The following is an 18,328-nucleotide window of genomic DNA, read 5'->3' as shown; positions in this document are numbered from 1 at the left end:
TGGAGTTGCGATCGCGATCGCGGGACGGTAAGCGTTTACATTGCAGCTTAGCTGAGTGGCACTGACTTAACCTGAATGTCACTGACATAAGAGCCTTGAAATAAATTTCAGGTTCAAAGCTGAAGTAAGCTAAAGGTTACTCAATAAGCATTTCAACCCGTTTTAATGGGCTTCAGCTTAAACGCCGAACTTTAGTTCAGCGCTTAAGTCAGTGCCATTCGACTTAACCTGCTTGTAGTAGCGCTTCAGTGCAAAAAGCACCCAATTACAGCTACGAACTGATGTTATGTCAATACCATTCACCTAAGCTTGAGGAGTTCCCGTCGAAGGAGTGGTAGTGTCTGATTCAGCAGAGGCAGTAAATCGCTGTGAAATCCAGTAAGTCAGAATATGAGATAGCAATCCCATCGGTCCAGCAAACAAACACAGCGCAAGTGAGTGAACTGTCCAGACACCTGTACGCTGTCCTTCCAAGTAAATCCAGCGCCCAACAAACAAGTCCATCACAAGGAAGTGAATCCATCCTGTCGCAGCCGCTTTCTCATCTGCAAAAAATCGGGCAATATCAGCTAGCTGAGGATTAGATAAAGCAGCAGCAGATTCCGGTGTAATGCTGCTAATGAACAAATAGATGTATAGGAGAGCCAATGCTACAAAGGGAAGATACGACGCCATCACTTTGCGGCTAACACCCCAATTTGGCAGGAAAATCATCAGCGTCCAGAAGGGCAACACGAAGAGATTGGCGATATTGAAAAGTTGAGAAATGCTCATAGAGTTCAGTAGGAAGAATTAAGGCGGACTACTCGTGATTTTACCGAAGTCGAGCAGTAGAATCTGAGTGTCGTCAACCCCAGACTGTTTTATTATGCAAAACCCAATTGAGCCATCAGAACCTATCCGCGCCCATGTTTTCGTCTCCGGAAGAGTTCAGGGTGTTGGCTACCGCTACTCGACTATGGATGAGGCTTCTCGATTGGGTGTAAATGGTTGGGTGCGAAATGTCCCAGATGGTCGTGTGGAAGCTGTTTTTGAAGGGAGTAAGAAAGTAGTTGAGGAAATGATTGGTTGGTGCCAAAAAGGGTCAAGGGGTGCTTTGGTGAAAGAGATGGCGGTTGAATACGAACAACCTAAAGGGCTACGAGGATTTAAGATTGAGCGATAACGGGAATAGTTCCCGTTACTTTGCCCGAACCAATTAACAGCGCGCGGCTTAAATCTCTACCTTACCAATAGCTTTTGTTTAGTCTTACTTTCTGGTGTGAAATGTTACAGCAAGAAGATAATGATTAACAGAAAAACTAATATCAATAAGCTGGTCTCCACAAAGAAGGGAAGAGCCATCCCAAGCCCAAAAATCCATAACCTAACACTTCAGGCTGTGGAAGCTCATACCAAATCCATCTCTATAACCTCCTATCCCTCCCTCCTTCTTAGGGAAGGTGCAAGCTGAACAGGTTCAGAGGAATAATGATGCTATAGCGGCTGAATCAAGTGAGGAATTGAGGAACTTATGGAGGGGATACGTTCAGTAAGTTTGTTGCTATTGTTAACAATCTTGAGCGCGTGCAGCAGCAAATCCTCCTCGGATGAACTGGCAAAAGAGATCAAAACTGTGAAGTCTTGGACAGCAACCGCTCACCTAGTTGGCGACACTTGGATGCGAGGAGATGTCCCGACGGCTTACGCCAAACGAACACTCTCTAAAACGCAAAAAGAACTGCAAAACGAAGTAGATACTTTGTCCCAAAAAGCTCCTGCTCAGAATCGAACGACAATTGTAATTCAGTTGCAGCGTCTTCAAGGAACACTGGAGCAAATGTCAAAGGCAGTGGAACAGAAAGATACTAGGGCGATGGAGCGGCAGATTCAGCAATTATCGGCGCAAGAACAGAGCATCAGTAACCTTGCAAAAACCGCTGGTGTAAACTTATGAGCAAAATTCTAGAAATCGCGTTGGGTATTATTACCAGTATTGGCGGCTTTCTGGATGTGGGCGCGATCGCAACAGCCGCAGAAGCCGGTTCGGCTTTCAGCTTTCACCTAATCTGGGCGATCGTCTTAGGGACAATCTGCGTCATCTTTTTAGTAGAAATGTCCGGGCGGTTGGCTGCTGTGAGCAAACATACGCTAGCGGCTGCGGTACGCGAACGATTTGGATTCAACTTTTATATTATCCCCTTATTGGCAGAAATTGTTGTTGATTTTCTAGTTTTAGGGGCAGAAATTGGGGGTGTTTGTATTGCTCTACAGTTGGTTACAGGTATCAGCTTTCAATGGTGGGCTTTACCTGTCGCCTTCGCTATCTGGTTACTGATTTGGAAGGGCAATTTCAGCATTATCGAAAATGGAATTTCATTCCTGGGACTTGTCACGCTAGTCTTTGTTTTTGCCACCTTTAAGCTGCATCCATCTTTAACAGAAATTGGTAGGGAGTTGTTGCCAAGTTTACCCAAAAATGACACTTCTCATTACTTGTTTATTGCAGTTAGTATTCTGGGAGCCTTAATTAGCCCTTATTTATTTTACTTCTACTCATCCGGTGCTGTAGAAGACAAGTGGGATGAAGGGCATATTGGTGTTAATCGCGGCGTTGCGAGTTTAGGCATGGGATTCGGTAGCATTGTTTCCTTGGGCGTACTAATTGTGGCGGCGCTTGTACTCAACCCCAAAGGCATCCAAGTGGATAGTTATGAACAAGCGGCACTAATGTTGACACAACCTTTTGGTTACTGGGGATTTATGCTGTTTGCGGCTTCACTGGGTATTGCCTGCTTTGGTGCAGCACTGGAGGTTACTTTAGACACCGCTTATATTGTGGCTCAAGCGTTTGGTTGGAATTGGGGCGAAAATCTGAAGCCGAAGGATGCCGCAAGGTTTAGTCTTGTCTACACCGTGTTTGTTTTCCTTGCCTCCCTGCTGATGGTGTTTGGAATTGACCCTTTACAATTAACTCTATTCTCTATGGCAATCACCACATTAATTTTACCGCCTGTGATTGTGCCTTTTTTAGTATTGATGAATGATAAAAACTATGTGGGTAAACATCGCAATGGTTGGATTAGTAACAGCGTAGTCATCTTCACGATCGCACTAGCATTCGTATTAGCGATCGTGGCAATTCCCTTGGAAATCATTGGAGGCTGAAATGGATGTTATTCGTGATGTCCTCGACAACCAAATTGTTGATCGCAATCAGCACAAGATGGGCAAAGTCGATGGGATTGTCATCGAGTGCAAGGAGGGAGAGCCGCCTCGATTAGCGTATCTTGAAGTGGGTATCCCAACCCTTGCCGGACGCTTACACCCTCGATTACAAGGATGGGTAGTTGCACTGCAAAGTAAATGGGGGGCGAAGCAAGATCAGCCGTTTCGGATTCCGTTTTCCCAAGTGCGTGATGTTGGTATTGATGTAGAAGTTGATCTGGAAGCGGAAGAAACACCAGCATTAGGTTACGAAAAATGGTTACGCGAGAACATTATTAAACGAATTCCAGGAGCAGGATAATGGCAACTCGCGAACTTCATCTGGAACTGCTGCTGGGTAAACCCGTGCTAGATGCCACGGGCAAATGTATCGGACGAATTGAGGAAGTGCGAGCCGAGCAGCAAGGTGATGAATGGGTTATACAGGAATATTTAGTGGGTTCTGCTGCTTTGCTTGAACGGCTATCAGCCTGGACGATTGGGGTAAAAATGCTGCACTTATTCGGAGCGCGTAAACTTTATGGAGGGTACAGAGTGCCTTGGGAGAAAATGAATCTGGCTGACCCTGAACATCCACGATTGCACTGTAGTTTAGACGAATTGAAGGCTTTATCTGAAGAACAGGAAGACGCTTCTCCCTAGTGTATACACCAGCAATTCTCCTGATTCCTAAAAAGGTTTCAAGACCTTGAATTACCGACTGAACGAACCGCGCTGAAAAGTTGCAAGCCAGAGCTAAGGTAATACGCCAGTAATACTGATTAAATCGCTAAGCTGACGTTACCACCGTCAAAAACTGGTGTAGATTTGGTCAGCCATGTGGCATTTTGCGGAAGAATTGCGTGATTACGGTTGGATACAGGGCATCGGCTAGGTGTACCACACCGAACGACTGAGGGTGCGGAATAATTTTGCCTGGATTGCCGGAATTTCATCTCAGGAGTGAGAACAATGGTTTCATGCGGCACAATGAGCGACTTTCCACTGAAAAATTAAAAACAATTGCCAGAAAGCCGCTGAATAGCACGCTAAAATATCGTCAAAAGTGTAAAGTGTTAATCAAGTTTTTCAAACCTGAGAGTTAAACGCTCTATCAGGGTGAAAATAAGAATGTGGCTGATGATTTTCCTGAGTTGGGTGCATAGGTTCGGAGTTTCATGAGCGACCTAACCAGGTTTGAATTCAATTATGGATAAACCCGTCGCTCACAGCAGAGTCGCTTAATACTTCTACCTACGGCGACTCGAACAAGCCATGATTACCCATCATTAGTGATTTATCCGTCAAACATTCATGACAGCATCCTACTCCCGAATACTGACCCTTGAAAGCCAAGAGCTTCTACAAGAGGCTTCTCCTGAAAGAGTTGAACTCATAGAGCAGCTGTTGGCAATTGGTACAGCCCTTTCAAGTACCAACAATTTAGATGAATTATTGCAGCTAATTTTATCCAAGAGCCGGGAAATTACCTGTAGCGATGCCGGTAGCGTTTATCTGATCGACCGTAAGGACGCAACTCCTAAGTTGATATTTAAGGTCGCACAGAATGATTCTATACCGAACAATCCCTTTCAGGAGTTCGCGATGCCCCTGACTCGCAAAAGTCTGGCGGGGTATGTGGCGCTGACGGGTGAAAGCTTAAATTTACCGGATGCCTACAATTTGCCCCCGGATGTCCCTTACCAGCTAGACCGTAGTTTTGATACGAGTATGCCCTATCGTACTTGCTCGGTGCTGGTACTGCCGATGCAAGACCAGGATGGGGAAATTATTGGGGTGCTGCAACTGATCAATCGTAAGGTCACGTCCGATATCATACTCACGACTGAGAATGGGATAGTGGTGACCCAGCCTTATTCAGAATGGGAAGAACGAATTGTGCGATCGCTCGCTTCTCAGGCGGCAATTTCCATTGAACGCAATCAGCTGCAAAAGAGTATCGAGAATCTCTTTGAAGGGTTCGTCAGAGCCTCTGTGCAGATTATTGAAGCACGCGACCCGACGACCTCTGGCCACTCGGAACGGGTGGCTGAACTTACCGTGCGTCTCTCGGAAGAGGCTCGTTCCATTAGCAGTGGGCCGTTGCGGTTAATTCAGTTTAGCGATCGCCAGATTCAAGAAATTCGCTATGCTGCCCTGTTGCACGACTTTGGCAAAGTTGGAATTCCAGAAGCCATTTTAGGCAAACAGAAAAAACTTTATCCCGACCAGCTCGAAATCATTCGCCACCGCTTTGCTGTGGCACGTCGCACCCTAGAAATGGAATGCGCTCAAAACAAATTCAAATATTTAATTGAGCATCCAAGCCATGATCATCGGGACAACACCTCTGAAACGGCTTGTTCTCACTGCCAAAGACTCGAACAATTCGATAATCAGCTGACTCAAACCATTGAGGCGCTCGAATACTACTTAGAGTTTATCCGAGAACTCAATGAACCTGATGTTGTAATCCGAAGAGATTTTCAGGCGTTTTCTGAAGAAACTTCGGCTCAACTGGCAGCTCTCGCTAAATATACCTATCGAGATATTGACGGCGAGACGAAACCCCTGATTACAGAGGTAGAGATGGCTCAGTTACTAATTTCCAGAGGTAACCTGACTAACCAAGAGCGTTTGGGTATTGAAGCACACGTGACCCACACTTACCACTTTCTCAGACGCATTCCCTGGACAAAGCATCTCAAAGATGTTCCCACGATTGCCTACGGACATCACGAAAAGCTGGATGGCAGTGGCTACCCTCAGGGCTTGAAGCAAGAGGAAATTCCTATCCAATCGCAGATGCTGGCGGTTGCGGACATCTACGACGCCCTCACCGCTAGCGATCGCCCCTATAAGCGTCGCCTCCCGCTTGACACCGCCCTCAAAATCCTGCGGCAAGAAGCGGCTAAAAACAAAATCAACGCCGACTTAGTCGAATTATTTGAGCAACGACAGGTTTTTACTGTTTTAGGTCATACTCTACCCGTTGAGGCTCACTCCGTCGCTTGAGATCAAGATTAGCAATGGGGAAAACAAGGGAGAGGATAACACTATACCAACTCTCCCTTGTTTGTTTTGTTTCCTTATCTCCATTCCCCCTGGTTCATTACCACTTCCTCTGTTTGCAATTCTTATTTTTCGCTTCCGTTTTCCCCAAAGATTCCCCAGCATTTCCACACAGGTCTTCCATATTTTCCACAGGCAGCTCCTGATTTTCCACAGGTAGACACCCTAGGATCAGGTCTTCCTGTCCTCCTGGGGATTTTCCCACTCACGTCTCTGAGGGTGGCTCAAGACTACATTTATGTAAAGAAATTTAACGGGGATCAGTCTCAAAGCCCGATTCTTTCGTAACTATTTTTGGCGTTTGAGAAGGGTTGTAATATTTCGCAGCATTGACAACCCCACCCCATCTCAGCCGACAATGGTGCGACCAACCCTTAAAAGTTTCTCTTGGAAAAGAGCCCAACGGAGTTAGAGAGGGTGCTTTCTCAAGCTCATCTTTTGCGAGCTTTCAGCTGTAAAGCCGACGCTCAAAGGCGCTGAAAGCCAGGTTATTTTGTCCCAACACGCCATGAAACGAGAGGTACACATGAACGCAACCGTTAGCATCCTGACAGAAATCCCCGAAGATCTGCACGAATCCCTCAAGCGCTACTTGGAAAACCATCCAACCTGGGATCAAGACCGGGTCTTTGCCGCAGCCCTGTCGCTCTTTTTGCTCCAAAATGGTAATGGGCGGACACCAGAAGGCTCCCAAACCTATCGCGCCTGTGCTCGTGTCTATCTAGAATCCCTGTTTCAGTATCCGGCTTGAGTCAGGGATTACGAATCGAGTTCTAGGGTTAGCCTTCCCTTACCTCCTGATCAAGACCCGTCGCTCAATTTATCCCCGTCATCAGGATGCAGAAGTAGCAGAGCGATGGGTGTTTCCCTTCATTGCTAAAATCGCAGGTGTTTTTGGGTCGCACTTCTCAAGGTGGCGGATACTGAATTTAAGCGATCGCCAAAGCAACCGATTCCAAACTGGTTAAAATTTTCAAAGCTTTAATGACAGATAGCCTCTCAACATCTACCCTAGTAATTCCTCAGTTGATTGTGGGTCTGGGCAATCCTGAACCCAAGTATGATAAAACGCGTCACAACATTGGTTTTGAGGCTGCTGATGCCTTAGCACAAACTTGGCAGATTTCTTGGAGCGAAAATCGCCGATTTCAGGCATTATTTGGAGAAGGACGCGCCGCTAACGGAGATAAAGTGCGTTTGCTTAAGCCGCTCACCTATATGAATCGCTCAGGTCAAGCGATTCGTGCTGTAGCGGATTGGTACAAGCTACCACCTGAATCGGTACTCATTATTTACGATGAAATGGATTTACCTGTGGGGCGTCTGCGGCTGCGTCTGTCAGGCTCAGCGGGTGGACACAATGGAATGAAGTCGGCGATCGCTCATTTAGGTACACAAAATTTTCCTCGCCTGCGGATTGGCATCGGCAAGTCTAGTGCGGACAAGGACAGTGTTTCTCATGTCCTTGGAAAATTTTCACCGGAAGAAACCCAGATTATGTCTGAAGTTCTCCGACTTGTTGTTGATTCTGTAGAACTTGCTCTAAAGCAAGGAGTCGAAAAGGCGATGAGTCTCTACAATAATCGCACAGTAGAATTGGGTTGAATGTTGAATGTTCACAAAACAACTTTCAACCTACCAACCTGCAACCTACCAACCTGCAACCCTTCCTATCACATAATTTGATTCAGGCAGGAAAGGTCAGCTGCTCCAAAGTGGACACTAAAAGCCACATTCAGGTTTTCCAGAGATTTGACTAACCACGGTACACCATCTCTTGTGGAAGATTCATAGTGATTGAACAGTATGGAAAACCGTTTTTCCAAGTAGGGCTTGACTTTGCGGCACAGTAGCACAATCTTGAGCAGTAAGCCAGTGGTCAGGGTTGCGCCTAGGTTGGTAATCAGATCGACAAAAATAAAGTGGTTAGGTCGCTGAGGACTTTCCACCACTAAGAAGTTCAATAACTGACTACACGTTCGCACTAGTAGAAACTCAGTCGGCGTCTGGGAATCGCAATGCGGTAAGGTACTTTTGAGATGATTGTAAAGGCGATCATTGAACTGACGTTTTCCGTAACTTGGATCGATCGAAGTGGTCAAGTACTCATATAAATCGTCTTTAAAAGCTCCATAAGAAGTCGTTTGACTACTATGGGTGAGGAAACTTTGGGCAACATCCCGATAAGTATCAGAACCTTGGACTTTGCCGACAAATTGCTTCAGAGCCGCTGCTAACTCCCGTTCACTTAACAGTGTGGGATTCTTAACGGGTTGGATAATTTTATCTTGGGCTTCTTTAGCCTGGGTACGTATCGATTGAGCTCGTCGCACCTGATAAGTGACATACTGCGACAAATCCAGTTCAAAACGCCGCTGAATCCGGGATTGAATTTGCCGGACAGTCTGCTGATGCTCGTAACTGCTGTCTTCACTCAGCAGGCAATGTTCGTACAGGTATGGATACCGTTGAATAAGTGTGCCTACAGCTATAGAACCATTGCTATAAGCTTCTGCTGATTCACCAATTACCCTTGACAAACGTTGTAAAGTAATGTATTGCTCTGTTTCAGTGAAAAGCTGTACCAGCTGTCGTAGACGTCTTGCTCCACGCGATTGAACTCTTGCCGGATCGGGGGGATTCTCGAATAGCGCCACTAACTCAGGGATTGCTCCTTGTAGTTGAGGCTGCATCTGCCAGCGATTTATCAAAATATGGCAGCAACGGTTAAGTACAAACTTAAACTCTTGCTCAGCTCGCTTATTCATTGCCACTTTCTCTAGCGCCAACCAGACTTGTGGCTCCTCGTATCTCACCCCATCTAAAAAGAGACCTCGGAAGCGCTCAATCAGTTGGCTACACGACTCTACCTGTACGCAATAGAGTAAATGATCGTACAGTTGCTGTTCTTCTAAGCTAGGTTGTCGGATATCAGACTCTGTCCAAGTAGTAGTCACTTCTGTGAGCCCTCCTACGTTCAGACGCTCGGGCCAGTTATATAGCGGTTTTTGCGAGAAAATGTCACTTTGAAATTGACTAGGTCTCTGGGGAGGCACTAATAATGCCATGCATTACAACATTACCCAGCCTAAGCGGGTATACTTAAAGCTTACCTATTTTAGAATAGGTTATTTGACTAACAGCATATCTTGCTCAACTCTTCATCGAGATCCGGAAATAAACAGGAGAATTGTAAAGTTTGAGTGAAGCCATAGCCAGCGTTCAACATTTTACTGAAGCAATCCTCGCAACCCCCCTATGGTGTAAATTACAAAACTTTATTCCAGCAAAGCATAAATTTGTCATATTTGGAAAGATAGACTCATGCCTTGTCACCTTTCTGTGACTCAACTAGTTGACATTATTGACGCTCTACCAGTAAACCTATCGGATGAAGCGGCTTCGGCAAAATTTACTGATATTACAACCGATACCCGTAGTCTTAAACCAGGTCATTTGTTTTTCGCACTGCGAGGAGAAAGATTCGATGGGCATGACTTTGCCGCTGTGGCTATCGAGAGGGGAGCGATCGCGGCAATTACTGATCGCCGTACAGGTTCTCAGCTCAATGGAGTGCCACAACTCCAGGTAGAAGATACGCTCCAAGCCTACCAACAGATTGCTCGATGGTGGCGCGACCAGTTCAATATTCCGGTGATTGCCGTCACGGGCTCGGTAGGCAAAACTACGACGAAGGAACTGATAGCGGCAGTTTTGTCAACCCAAGGCAACGTCCTCAAAACTCAAGCCAATTACAACAATGAAATCGGAGTCCCGAAAACTTTGCTGCAATTGGACTCAGAGCATGACTATGCTGTGATTGAAATGGCGATGCGTGGTTCTGGGCAGATTGCACTATTGACCCAGATTGCACGTCCAACGGTGAGTGTGATTACCAATGTGGGTACAGCGCATATAGGTCTTTTGGGGTCAGAAGAGGCGATCGCAAAAGCCAAGTGTGAACTTTTAGCTGAAATGCCTGCCACTGGAGTGGCAGTGCTCAATCATGATAATCAACGCTTAATTGACACAGCTGCGACGGTTTGGCAGGGACAGACCTTGACCTATGGGCTAGAGGGGGGTGATTTACAGGGGCAGTTGATTGACTCTGAAACGCTGGAGGTTGAGGGAAGGCAGTTTCCTCTTCCCTTGCCAGGTCGTCACAATGCCCTGAATTATTTGGCAGCGCTTGCCGTAGCGAAAATCCTGGAGATTGACTGGGCAACGCTTAACAAGGGTTTAGCGGTTGAGCTGCCTGCTGGGCGATCGCGGCGCTACGATTTGCCTAACGATGTTGTGATTCTTGATGAAACCTACAATGCTGGACTGGAATCCATGATTGCGGCACTGCATCTGCTGGATCAGACTCCCGGCAAGCGACATATTGCGGTGCTAGGAACCATGAAGGAATTAGGAGAGCGATCGCCTGAATTTCATCAACAAGTTGGAAAGACGGCGCAGAACCTGAATCTGGATGCCTTGTTGGTTTTGACAGAAGACCCAGAGGCAGAAGCAATCGCCCAAGGTGCTAGCTCTGCTAACGCTACAGGTGTTGCGCCTATGTCAGTAGACTGCTTTTCCAGCCAGGATGCTGTACTTAAGCGTTTGCAGGAATTGGTACAACCCGGCGATCGCCTTTTGTTTAAGGCTTCGCGCTCTGTTGGTTTAGATCGAGTTGTTAACCAATTTCGTGAGTCAACCAACTTCAGATTATAAAGTTTTAAAGGATCAAGCATGACCACAGTTCCAGGTTTATGCTTCTTTTAGTCCTTAACTCCAAACTTTATTTGTAGAGTCAATCGATCTTTACTACCTGGAGATGCTTTCTTGTGGAAGCAACGCATATCTTCCACAAATCCCAAACCGGCTCTTCCACAGATGGGTACGATATTGTTATAACCGTAATATTCGGTTATCTCTTGGTAAGAGTATTCTCTACGTCGATATAAAGGCATAGGCTCCTTCCTAACATGGCTCTCCCGGACACAGACATGAGGATTACTGCACAAGTCCACATCGGTTATATAGAATAAAAACTTCAGAACGCGGCGCTTATTCCCCTCCCGATGAAACATCTGAGTGGATTGGCCTCGTTCATAGATGGGTAACTCTACTGGAAAATTCCACCGAAGCTGATTTCCTTGATGTACTGCTTCAGACTCTAGATATTGGGTAGCAATTTTTAATAGAATTGGGTCGCTTCCCAGCTGTTTGATAACTGGGCAAAGAGAGGTTTTTTTGTAATAATCTCCTATCTTGAAAATGCTCCCATACTTAGTTTGAGCTTGTTCTTTTTCCGAATAGTAGAAACCTAAGCTAGGGTCATTATTTCCATAGCACAGAGTGCGATTTGCAAAAGTCCAAATTTCACTAATGAGTTCTGGAGGAAGATTAATTCCTAGAGAAAATCCATCTTTCTTTAAAGAATCAAGGATTTCAGGTATATCAACGCTCCTGATTATAAAACTATTATTACTTGGCTCTTGAACATTAAAATAGTTTGCAGATGAAGACTTAATACCGCCAGATTTGGATTTAAGTATTCTCGCTGCTCGCTGTTCAGTCTCTAGAGTGTCTGGATTCAGAATTTTAGACAATTTAGAAATAGCCATATGAAACTTTTGTAAAGATTCAGCGAAGGTATTCAGAACGAGCATGAAGTGAAATATCTCATTTCAATCCAGTATGTTTTAATAGAAACATGGCTTTGACTGATTCCGGTTTCAAGTAAGCCACCAGCAATCAAAGTTGATGTCCCTCTACACCCTGTTGAGGCTCATGCTTAGCTACACATCTTCATTCTGAGCCTCAAAAATATAGATAAGGGGATATTTTTGAGGGCAAATTTGTAGTGTGTAAATCTTAAATTATGGATTACTCTCTATAATACATAAGCCTTACAGGTTGCAGATATAATAATCACGGGTTTTACTGATTCTTTATAATCCTCGGGATTTTCGGTAAATTTAATGAAGAATTTGTTAATTTTAATTGAGGATAAAATATAGATGAAATGTATGTAATTGAAAGTAAAACAAAAGATTGTAGAGCTATTTAATCACTATAAATCTGTGCTGCCACAAAATTTATTTAGACATTAACTTTTTGCCAGTTTACAAAATAACCTAGAGATTTATGAAGTTTATCGAACTATCGAACTATCTCGAAAACTCTACAGGAGGAGAAAATGGCTATAAAACTAGACCAAATTTTGGTGGTGGATATTGAATCCACCTGCTGGGAGAAAACAACACCTCCTGAACAGGAAAGTGAAATTATCGAAATTGGTATCTGTCCTCTCGATATTGCTTCAGGAGAACGTTTAAACAAAGAAAGTCTTTTAGTAAAGCCTGAACGTTCCAGTGTTAGTGAGTTCTGTACTCAGCTGACGACGTTAACTCAAGAACAAGTCGATCGCGGTATTACCTTTTCTGAGGCTTGTTCAACTCTTAGGAAGAACTATTTATCGAAAGAGCGCATTTGGGCAAGTTATGGGGACTATGACCGCAGCCAATTTCACAAGCAATGTCAATCTCGCTCTATGACTTATCCGTTTGGCAATCGGCATATTAATGTTAAAAGCCTTTTAGCGGTTTTTTATGCTTTGCCTCGTGAAGTCGGTATGGCAGAAGCTTTAGAATTGTTAAATCTTCCCCTAGAAGGTACCCATCATCGGGGAAAAGATGATGCTTGGAATATAGCTGGCATTCTTTCAACATTGCTCTTAAATGCAAGAAGAGGTTCCTTCAACTCACCATAAAAGAGGCCAGTCCTATCCTTTCTCTTGAAACAGGGAGTTTTTACTGCCAGTGCTATTGTCATTGTCTCAAAGGGTAAGCTTAAGCCATTACCTCCTGAGCAATACCGCAGCCATCATCGGCAAAGATCTAAACACTCAAGCATTGAGTACCTGATGCCCAAAACCAAACTATTCATCTGGCAGCTCATGGAGCATTGGCTGAAATTCGAGGAACTGAGAGTGCGATCGCACTTGCTCCTTCTGTATGATTAATCCCTAAAAACGTAGATCTTGAGTCTTTCGTCAAAGAAATACTTAACTGACGCTCTAGCTGTGACAAACCTGGATTATTCTTGTTTTTCTTTTTGTTGTTGGCGCTCTTTTACGGCCTGAGTCAGTAGATAGGTGGCGAGGCTACTCAATGATCGGCTCTCTTCTTCTGCCCATTCTTCCAAAGCTTTCTGGATTTCTTCAGGTAAATATGCCGTTACTCGACCACGATTTTTCATAATTTATGTAGTTTAACGGTTTATTATATTGCATTATACAATCTTCCAGTTTTTTTTGATGGTTAACAGCCTTAAAGAAATTAATCTAGTCTAGAACAAAACATAACAAGTGAGTTTCATTGGGAGAATTATACGTGCTTGTCGTTTCACGCAAAGCCAAGCTCCGTCTTGGGAAAGGCATAGCTTTCCACTATCAAAAATTCTTCTGGGTAGAGCTTGTTGGTACACCAGGGCGACTTCTCTGTAGCCTCTTCCGTGCAATAATACGCGTCAGGTTTGCGCTCTTGGGGGTTAGTGATAGATGCATCCGAATTTTTACGAATACCAAGATGCGATCGCTATCTGGTTTAGTATCAACAACGATCATCGCCTTCAACTCTAATCTTGACCCGATTCTCTTCCCCTAAGGGGCGGCAAGAGACCATACTCTAAGTTTTAACGGAGAGGGGGGGATTCGAACCCCCGGAAGGTTTGACCCTTCAACAGATTTCGAGTCTGCCGCATTCAACCGCTCTGCCACCTCTCCAGGTTAGGCCGTTGCTTCTTTGCTTATCTTAATCCTTTGGTAAGCTTCTAGCTATCCCACTACCTTGGCTAATAATCACCCTGTCTAATATAGCAGGGTGATCGCTATGGCTCAACCCGCTTCCAACTTAGGTGGCTCAGGTTGTGACATTGGGATACATAGAACAGCTACTGTCAAAGGAGTGGTGCATCTTTATTGGTTGCCTCAATGGTTGTTTCAAAACCCTGCTGGGGTGTCCACTCAATCGCACCATCGCGACCCGTCCAATAGAGTGGTATTTTAGCTCTTTGCAGAAGCTTTGCTGTATCTAAGTCCACTGTTTTGGAAGAGGCGATCGCAACTTTCGGTTGGAGTGCTTTTAATAAGTCTGGTGCTAAACTTTCTCCAGACCACCACAGCACCTGAACAGGTGGGATATTACGGCTTTTAATTAACTGCTGTTGAGCCTCTGACTTCATTTCACCCAAGAGCAACCAACTCTGGTAGCGGAGTTGAAACTGTAATACGGGTGGATCGACATTAATTAATTCGATGGGTGTAGAACCCACGAACATCCTTTGCCCTGTTGATACCCGCTGATAGTTGCCTTTTTGAGCTTGAATAGCACTAGCAATGGTTTTAGTTTCAGCTGGCGCGGATTGAGCAGCAGCAATATCGTAAAAGCTCCTAACTGGCAAACTGGTCAAGATCTGTAACCATCCACTCCTGAGACGGGGCTCGCTATCAAGGGCGATAGCCCAATCAATGTGATTGACACCTTGCTTTTGCAGGAAAGGTAAAACTGTAAAGCTAACGGTATCTACTTCCCCACTATTAACTAATGCCACTTTACCCTGATCTTGAATCACTAAAACTTGTTCTTGCTCTGTCGCGAATACCGTGGCTTGAAACTGCGATATCTTCGTCTGCCATACTGGAAGCGCTATCAAGCTCACAGCGACTAAACCAACCAGCCACCATCGTTTTTGCCACTTCTTGTTAATACTGCTGATGCCAATCAGGCTGTATAGTAGCAGCAGTTGTATCAGGGAAATCTTCCCAACAGCCACTATACTTCCCGGCAGCTCGTTGAAAAAGTGTACCAGCATGATCAGTAACTGAGTCGGATAGTATAGCAATCCAGCTAAGGCGCTTCCTGCAATTGGCGCTATTAAGGCTGCTAGGGCGCTAACGATACTACCGATACTGATAACAGCAATGAACGGAGCACAGAGAATATTTGCGGTTATGCTATAAGGCGCAAACATGTTAAACACATAAAGTTGTAGGGGCAACGTCCATAACGAGGCGGCAATGGTAATTGCGATCAAGGATGCGATCGCCAGAGGCAGCCAGTCCAGCGTTTTGGTCAGGGGCGGTGCTGTAATGAGCAATCCCAGCGTCGCTAAAAAGCTCAACTGAAATCCTAAATCCCAAATCCAAAGGGGATTAAATAATAGCAGTATGGTTGCAGCAACTAAAAGTGAACCCAATGGTTTAACCTTCCGTTGCGTTACCAAAGCAATTAACGCCCCAAAGCCCATAATGGCTGCTCGCAGTACCGAAGGCTGTAGTCCTGTTAGGCCAACAAAAATAAGTAAGGCTCCAGTGCCAAAACCCAACTGTGCTTTTACTGACAAACGCTTAGTCAGCACTAATACCAAACCCAAAATCAAAGAAGTTTGAGTCCCAGAAGCAGCTAAAGCGTGTGCTAGTCCAGCCTTAATAAATTGATCCCGGATATCGTAGGGGATATCTACCACTTGATTCCCCAAAACCATTGAACTCACAAGCTGTCCTGCTGGACTAATCAACTGACGGACTTGGGCGCGGATGATGCGCTGCCTCAGCTTCCACCATCCCCAAGGTTGTCCTTGTCCCTCATCAAAAAAGCTAACTTGTCGCCCACTGAAACCGGCAAAAGACCCCTCTTTGGCTAGATAAGTCTCAAAATCAAAAGCACCTGGATTTGATACGGGCTTAGGTTTATACAGAACACCAGTCACGGAAATAGTTTGACCTGGATATAAACCAGTCGCTTGGAGCATAGGTACAGTGACATACAACTTTCCCGTTACTCCCTTACTGGTCGCACCGACCTTATCACGGCTTTCGACCTCGGTTAATTGCGTTGCTTCCAGCCAAAATTGAGCTTTAGAGGAGCGTGTCAGGTGAGGTGTACTTTTGACCCTGCCTTGAACCGTAACCACTTGCTCCTGCACAATGCCATGACGTGAGCGAACGAACTGACTAACGTCATTCGCTACAGGTTTAGGCACTCGTGCTTGAAAGTATACAAGTGCTAAAGCTGCAATAATTCCAGCCGCTAGCCAAAGTTTCGGCTTGGGTCCGGTTCGCCAAAATCGAGGTATTGCGATCGCTGCTACTATGCTTAAAACAACCACTCCCAAGCATAGTAGGCCATAGTCTGTCCAAGGAACAGGTCGAGTTGGTGACCCTAAAATAGCTGTCAACAGCAGGCCAAAAATATAAGCCAAACTCAGTAAAGCGCCACCGGCAGGACTCATCAGATTGCTAAACCCAACTTCAACTCCAGCACAGTATTAGGAAACAGTAGGCAAAGTGCCATGCTTCCCAAGTAGGCGTGAATAGTACGCATCACTGGTTTGTTACTTCCAAAGCCAACAGCCGAGATAACACCGTTTATAGCTAACAATATCAGCACAATTGAGCCTGTCCAAAAGTGTGGGCTCTCCAGAATGGGATGATTTTGCATGACCAGCGACAGAACCCCTCCGGTGTAACCAACAGCGATAAAAAGAAACTTCCAAGGCGCAAGCTTGTGGTGTTCAGTGCAACTTTTCATTGCTACTGCTGTATCAGTTATCACCCGTCTTCGCCATCCTACCAACCCCACAAAGCTACCCATCACAAAGATTACAATAGCCATCATCGCTGGATGCCCCCAATGGACAATTGGTTCAGGAATGCCCATATTCCGGAATTGACTAGCGAGCAGTTCTAACAGCTGGCTTAATTGTGCCATGAGATTTACAAGCTTTCTTTCTCATGCAAGGTTTACACAAATCTTTAACACAGCTTACTCCTTTTAAGGAGTGAGATGAAATTGTTTCTTTGTTAGTGCTAGTTCAGCGTGTTTTTTAATGATTGGCAAAAGTTGCAGCTGCCAGAGCTGACTTTCCAACCTCCGACCTCTTCTAGGGATGAAAGAGTCAAAATTACCAGTTTTAATTAAACGCAGGCCTTATATAGAAGGCTGCAATCTGTCAAGTGGGAACCCTAAAGTCTCCCGTTGCTGCAAATAGGCTTGAGCAACTTGTCTAGCTAAGTCTCGGATTCTACGAATGTAGCCAACCCGCTCTGTGACCGAAATAACTCCTCTAGCATCCAGTAAGTTGAATGTGTGAGAACACTTTAGAACATAGTCAAGTGTTGGTAGAACTAGCTTTCGCTGGCTGAGTTGCTTTGCCTCCTGCTCGAAAAGACCAAATAGAGTGAACAGTAAATCCGGGTTAGATGCTTCAAAGTTATATATACATTGCTCAATCTCTCCCTGAAGGTGAACATCTCCGTAACTAATCTGTTCATTCCAGCGGATCTTAGGAAACGCATCAACATCTTGAAGATACATGACTAGCCGCTCTAGTCCATAGGTAATCTCAATCGAGACCGGACGACAATCAATTCCACCGCACTGCTGGAAGTAAGTAAATTGGGTAATTTCCATTCCGTCTAACCAAACTTCCCAACCTACTCCCCAAGCTCCTAATGTTGGCGACTCCCAATTGTCCTCTACAAAACGAATGTCATGGTCTTCCGGATGAATGCCTAACGCCCTGAGAGAGTCCAGGTATATTTCCTGAATATTACCTGGCGACGGTTTAATCAGAACCTGGTACTGATAGTAATGCTGGTAGCGATTAGGGTTCTCACCATAGCGTCCATCGGTCGGTCGTCGGCAAGGTTCAATATATGCGACTGACCAAGGCTCAGGCCCAATCGCTCTCAAGAAGGTATGGGGATTCATGGTACCTGCACCTTTCTCTGTATCGTAGGGCTGGGCAATTAGGCAACCGCGATCGCCCCAAAACTGATGCAATGTAGTAATCACTGACTGAAAATTCACACCCACCTCCGCGCAACGGACGTAAAACGTATAATTCATTTTTGCGCAAAGACCGTATTAAAGCTGGGTTTGAGGGGGGGTAAAAATATTGTTAGTGAAAGGGGTTGACAAGGAGGGGAGAGAGAGATACATTGGTAAATGCGCGACAAACGAGGTCACAAGCCAAGCGACGCGCCCGAACCTAGAAAAACTAATAGTTTGAAAGCCTA

Annotated in this window: 19 protein-coding genes and 1 tRNA gene; 11 read left to right on the top strand and 9 right to left on the bottom strand. The window is 45.2% G+C overall.

The annotated features are described in order from the left end of the window. Positions 1-303 precede the first annotated feature (303 nt). On the bottom strand, positions 304-774 hold the full coding sequence (locus V6C93_RS18365) for an ABA4-like family protein (RefSeq protein WP_333478117.1): 471 nt from the start codon (positions 772-774) through the stop codon (positions 304-306). Positions 775-868: 94 nt separating this feature from the next. Here V6C93_RS18365 and V6C93_RS18360 point away from each other — a divergent pair, with 94 nt between their 5' ends. The 5 genes from V6C93_RS18360 to V6C93_RS18340 all read left to right on the top strand — a co-directional run bounded on the left by V6C93_RS18360 (position 869) and on the right by V6C93_RS18340 (position 3,849). Beyond that, positions 869-1,165, top strand: coding sequence for an acylphosphatase (locus tag V6C93_RS18360; RefSeq protein ID WP_333478116.1), 297 nt, complete (start codon positions 869-871; stop codon positions 1,163-1,165). A 450-nt stretch (positions 1,166-1,615) separates the two neighbouring features. Then, a complete protein-coding gene (locus V6C93_RS18355) occupies positions 1,616-1,936 on the top strand; it encodes a hypothetical protein (RefSeq protein ID WP_333478115.1) in 321 nt (106 codons plus the stop codon). Continuing rightward, a complete protein-coding gene (locus V6C93_RS18350) occupies positions 1,933-3,147 on the top strand; it encodes an NRAMP family divalent metal transporter (RefSeq protein ID WP_333478114.1) in 1,215 nt (404 codons plus the stop codon). The genes V6C93_RS18355 and V6C93_RS18350 overlap by 4 nt, the downstream gene beginning before the upstream one ends. A 1-nt stretch (position 3,148) precedes the next feature. Beyond that, entirely contained in the window at positions 3,149-3,508 is a 360-nt protein-coding gene (locus V6C93_RS18345; protein ID WP_333478113.1) for a hypothetical protein, read from the top strand. Continuing rightward, positions 3,508-3,849 carry a hypothetical protein gene (locus V6C93_RS18340; protein WP_333478112.1) on the top strand — a complete coding sequence of 114 codons (342 nt, stop codon included), beginning with the start codon at positions 3,508-3,510 and terminating at the stop codon, positions 3,847-3,849. Before V6C93_RS18345 ends, V6C93_RS18340 begins: the two co-directional genes overlap by 1 nt. A gap of 119 nt (positions 3,850-3,968) precedes the next feature. Here V6C93_RS18340 and V6C93_RS18335 read toward each other — a convergent pair whose 3' ends face one another. After that, complete coding sequence (locus V6C93_RS18335) at positions 3,969-4,175, bottom strand: hypothetical protein (protein WP_333478111.1); 207 nt, start codon at positions 4,173-4,175, stop codon at positions 3,969-3,971. A 325-nt stretch (positions 4,176-4,500) separates the two neighbouring features. On the opposite strand from V6C93_RS18335, the gene V6C93_RS18330 reads away from it, so the two are divergent. The 3 genes from V6C93_RS18330 (at position 4,501) to pth (ending at position 7,863) form a co-directional block, all read left to right on the top strand. Further along, a complete protein-coding gene (locus tag V6C93_RS18330; protein ID WP_333478110.1) occupies positions 4,501-6,201 on the top strand; it encodes an HD domain-containing phosphohydrolase in 1,701 nt (566 codons plus the stop codon). 583 nt (positions 6,202-6,784) lie between these two features. Then, positions 6,785-7,009, top strand: a complete 225-nt coding sequence (locus tag V6C93_RS18325; RefSeq protein WP_333478109.1) for a DUF2811 domain-containing protein — start codon at positions 6,785-6,787, stop codon at positions 7,007-7,009. 233 nt (positions 7,010-7,242) lie between these two features. Then, positions 7,243-7,863 (top strand): aminoacyl-tRNA hydrolase, encoded by a 621-nt coding sequence (gene pth, locus V6C93_RS18320; protein ID WP_333478108.1) that lies wholly within the window; start codon positions 7,243-7,245, stop codon positions 7,861-7,863. 68 nt (positions 7,864-7,931) lie between these two features. Here the strand turns inward: pth and V6C93_RS18315 are convergent, their stop codons facing one another. After that, complete coding sequence (locus V6C93_RS18315) at positions 7,932-9,215, bottom strand: hypothetical protein (RefSeq protein ID WP_333478107.1); 1,284 nt, start codon at positions 9,213-9,215, stop codon at positions 7,932-7,934. Between the two features lie 367 nt (positions 9,216-9,582). Between V6C93_RS18315 and V6C93_RS18310 the strand changes: the two genes are divergently transcribed. Further along, positions 9,583-10,974 (top strand): UDP-N-acetylmuramoyl-tripeptide--D-alanyl-D-alanine ligase, encoded by a 1,392-nt coding sequence (locus V6C93_RS18310; RefSeq protein ID WP_333478106.1) that lies wholly within the window; start codon positions 9,583-9,585, stop codon positions 10,972-10,974. A gap of 47 nt (positions 10,975-11,021) precedes the next feature. Here the strand turns inward: V6C93_RS18310 and V6C93_RS18305 are convergent, their stop codons facing one another. Beyond that, the gene (locus V6C93_RS18305; protein ID WP_333478105.1) at positions 11,022-11,870 is read right to left on the bottom strand and encodes a hypothetical protein; all 849 of its coding nucleotides are present in this window, start codon (positions 11,868-11,870) and stop codon (positions 11,022-11,024) included. A 575-nt stretch (positions 11,871-12,445) separates the two neighbouring features. Between V6C93_RS18305 and V6C93_RS18300 the strand changes: the two genes are divergently transcribed. Next, positions 12,446-13,018, top strand: a complete 573-nt coding sequence (locus V6C93_RS18300) for a 3'-5' exonuclease (protein WP_333478104.1) — start codon at positions 12,446-12,448, stop codon at positions 13,016-13,018. 24 nt (positions 13,019-13,042) lie between these two features. Then, the gene (locus V6C93_RS18295; protein WP_333478103.1) at positions 13,043-13,270 is read left to right on the top strand and encodes a hypothetical protein; all 228 of its coding nucleotides are present in this window, start codon (positions 13,043-13,045) and stop codon (positions 13,268-13,270) included. Between the two features lie 74 nt (positions 13,271-13,344). Here the strand turns inward: V6C93_RS18295 and V6C93_RS18290 are convergent, their stop codons facing one another. The 5 genes from V6C93_RS18290 to glyQ form a co-directional block, all read right to left on the bottom strand. Next, positions 13,345-13,506 carry a ribbon-helix-helix domain-containing protein gene (locus V6C93_RS18290; RefSeq protein WP_333478102.1) on the bottom strand — a complete coding sequence of 54 codons (162 nt, stop codon included), beginning with the start codon at positions 13,504-13,506 and terminating at the stop codon, positions 13,345-13,347. 439 nt (positions 13,507-13,945) lie between these two features. Beyond that, positions 13,946-14,032, bottom strand: a tRNA-Ser gene (locus V6C93_RS18285). 173 nt (positions 14,033-14,205) lie between these two features. Next, a complete protein-coding gene (locus V6C93_RS18280) occupies positions 14,206-16,539 on the bottom strand; it encodes a ComEC/Rec2 family competence protein (protein ID WP_333478101.1) in 2,334 nt (777 codons plus the stop codon). Beyond that, on the bottom strand, positions 16,539-17,018 hold the full coding sequence (locus V6C93_RS18275) for a DUF4079 domain-containing protein (protein ID WP_333478100.1): 480 nt from the start codon (positions 17,016-17,018) through the stop codon (positions 16,539-16,541). The genes V6C93_RS18280 and V6C93_RS18275 overlap by 1 nt, the downstream gene beginning before the upstream one ends. Positions 17,019-17,237: 219 nt before the next feature. Further along, positions 17,238-18,119 (bottom strand): glycine--tRNA ligase subunit alpha, encoded by an 882-nt coding sequence (gene glyQ, locus V6C93_RS18270; protein ID WP_349262758.1) that lies wholly within the window; start codon positions 18,117-18,119, stop codon positions 17,238-17,240. Between the last annotated feature and the right edge of the window lie 209 nt (positions 18,120-18,328).

Source organism: Allocoleopsis sp. (assembly GCF_036703385.1).
GTDB lineage: Bacteria > Cyanobacteriota > Cyanobacteriia > Cyanobacteriales > Coleofasciculaceae > Allocoleopsis.
Note: the sequence above shows the minus strand (reverse complement) of the source record. Positions and strands in the feature narration are given on the sequence as shown.

Excerpts from the sequence above, each read along its gene's own strand:
- V6C93_RS18330 (WP_333478110.1), top strand. The coding sequence starts at position 4,501 with ATGACAGCATCCTACTCCCGAATACTGACCCTTGAAAGCCAAGAGCTT.
- V6C93_RS18340 (WP_333478112.1), top strand. The coding sequence starts at position 3,508 with ATGGCAACTCGCGAACTTCATCTGGAACTGCTGCTGGGTAAACCCGTG.
- V6C93_RS18365 (WP_333478117.1), bottom strand. The coding sequence starts at position 774 with ATGAGCATTTCTCAACTTTTCAATATCGCCAATCTCTTCGTGTTGCCC.
- V6C93_RS18345 (WP_333478113.1), top strand. The coding sequence starts at position 3,149 with ATGGATGTTATTCGTGATGTCCTCGACAACCAAATTGTTGATCGCAAT.
- pth (WP_333478108.1), top strand. The coding sequence starts at position 7,243 with ATGACAGATAGCCTCTCAACATCTACCCTAGTAATTCCTCAGTTGATT.
- V6C93_RS18310 (WP_333478106.1), top strand. The coding sequence starts at position 9,583 with ATGCCTTGTCACCTTTCTGTGACTCAACTAGTTGACATTATTGACGCT.
- V6C93_RS18350 (WP_333478114.1), top strand. The coding sequence starts at position 1,933 with ATGAGCAAAATTCTAGAAATCGCGTTGGGTATTATTACCAGTATTGGC.
- V6C93_RS18275 (WP_333478100.1), bottom strand. The coding sequence starts at position 17,018 with ATGGCACAATTAAGCCAGCTGTTAGAACTGCTCGCTAGTCAATTCCGG.
- V6C93_RS18325 (WP_333478109.1), top strand. The coding sequence starts at position 6,785 with ATGAACGCAACCGTTAGCATCCTGACAGAAATCCCCGAAGATCTGCAC.
- V6C93_RS18290 (WP_333478102.1), bottom strand. The coding sequence starts at position 13,506 with ATGAAAAATCGTGGTCGAGTAACGGCATATTTACCTGAAGAAATCCAG.
- V6C93_RS18300 (WP_333478104.1), top strand. The coding sequence starts at position 12,446 with ATGGCTATAAAACTAGACCAAATTTTGGTGGTGGATATTGAATCCACC.
- V6C93_RS18280 (WP_333478101.1), bottom strand. The coding sequence starts at position 16,539 with ATGAGTCCTGCCGGTGGCGCTTTACTGAGTTTGGCTTATATTTTTGGC.
- V6C93_RS18360 (WP_333478116.1), top strand. The coding sequence starts at position 869 with ATGCAAAACCCAATTGAGCCATCAGAACCTATCCGCGCCCATGTTTTC.
- V6C93_RS18305 (WP_333478105.1), bottom strand. The coding sequence starts at position 11,870 with ATGGCTATTTCTAAATTGTCTAAAATTCTGAATCCAGACACTCTAGAG.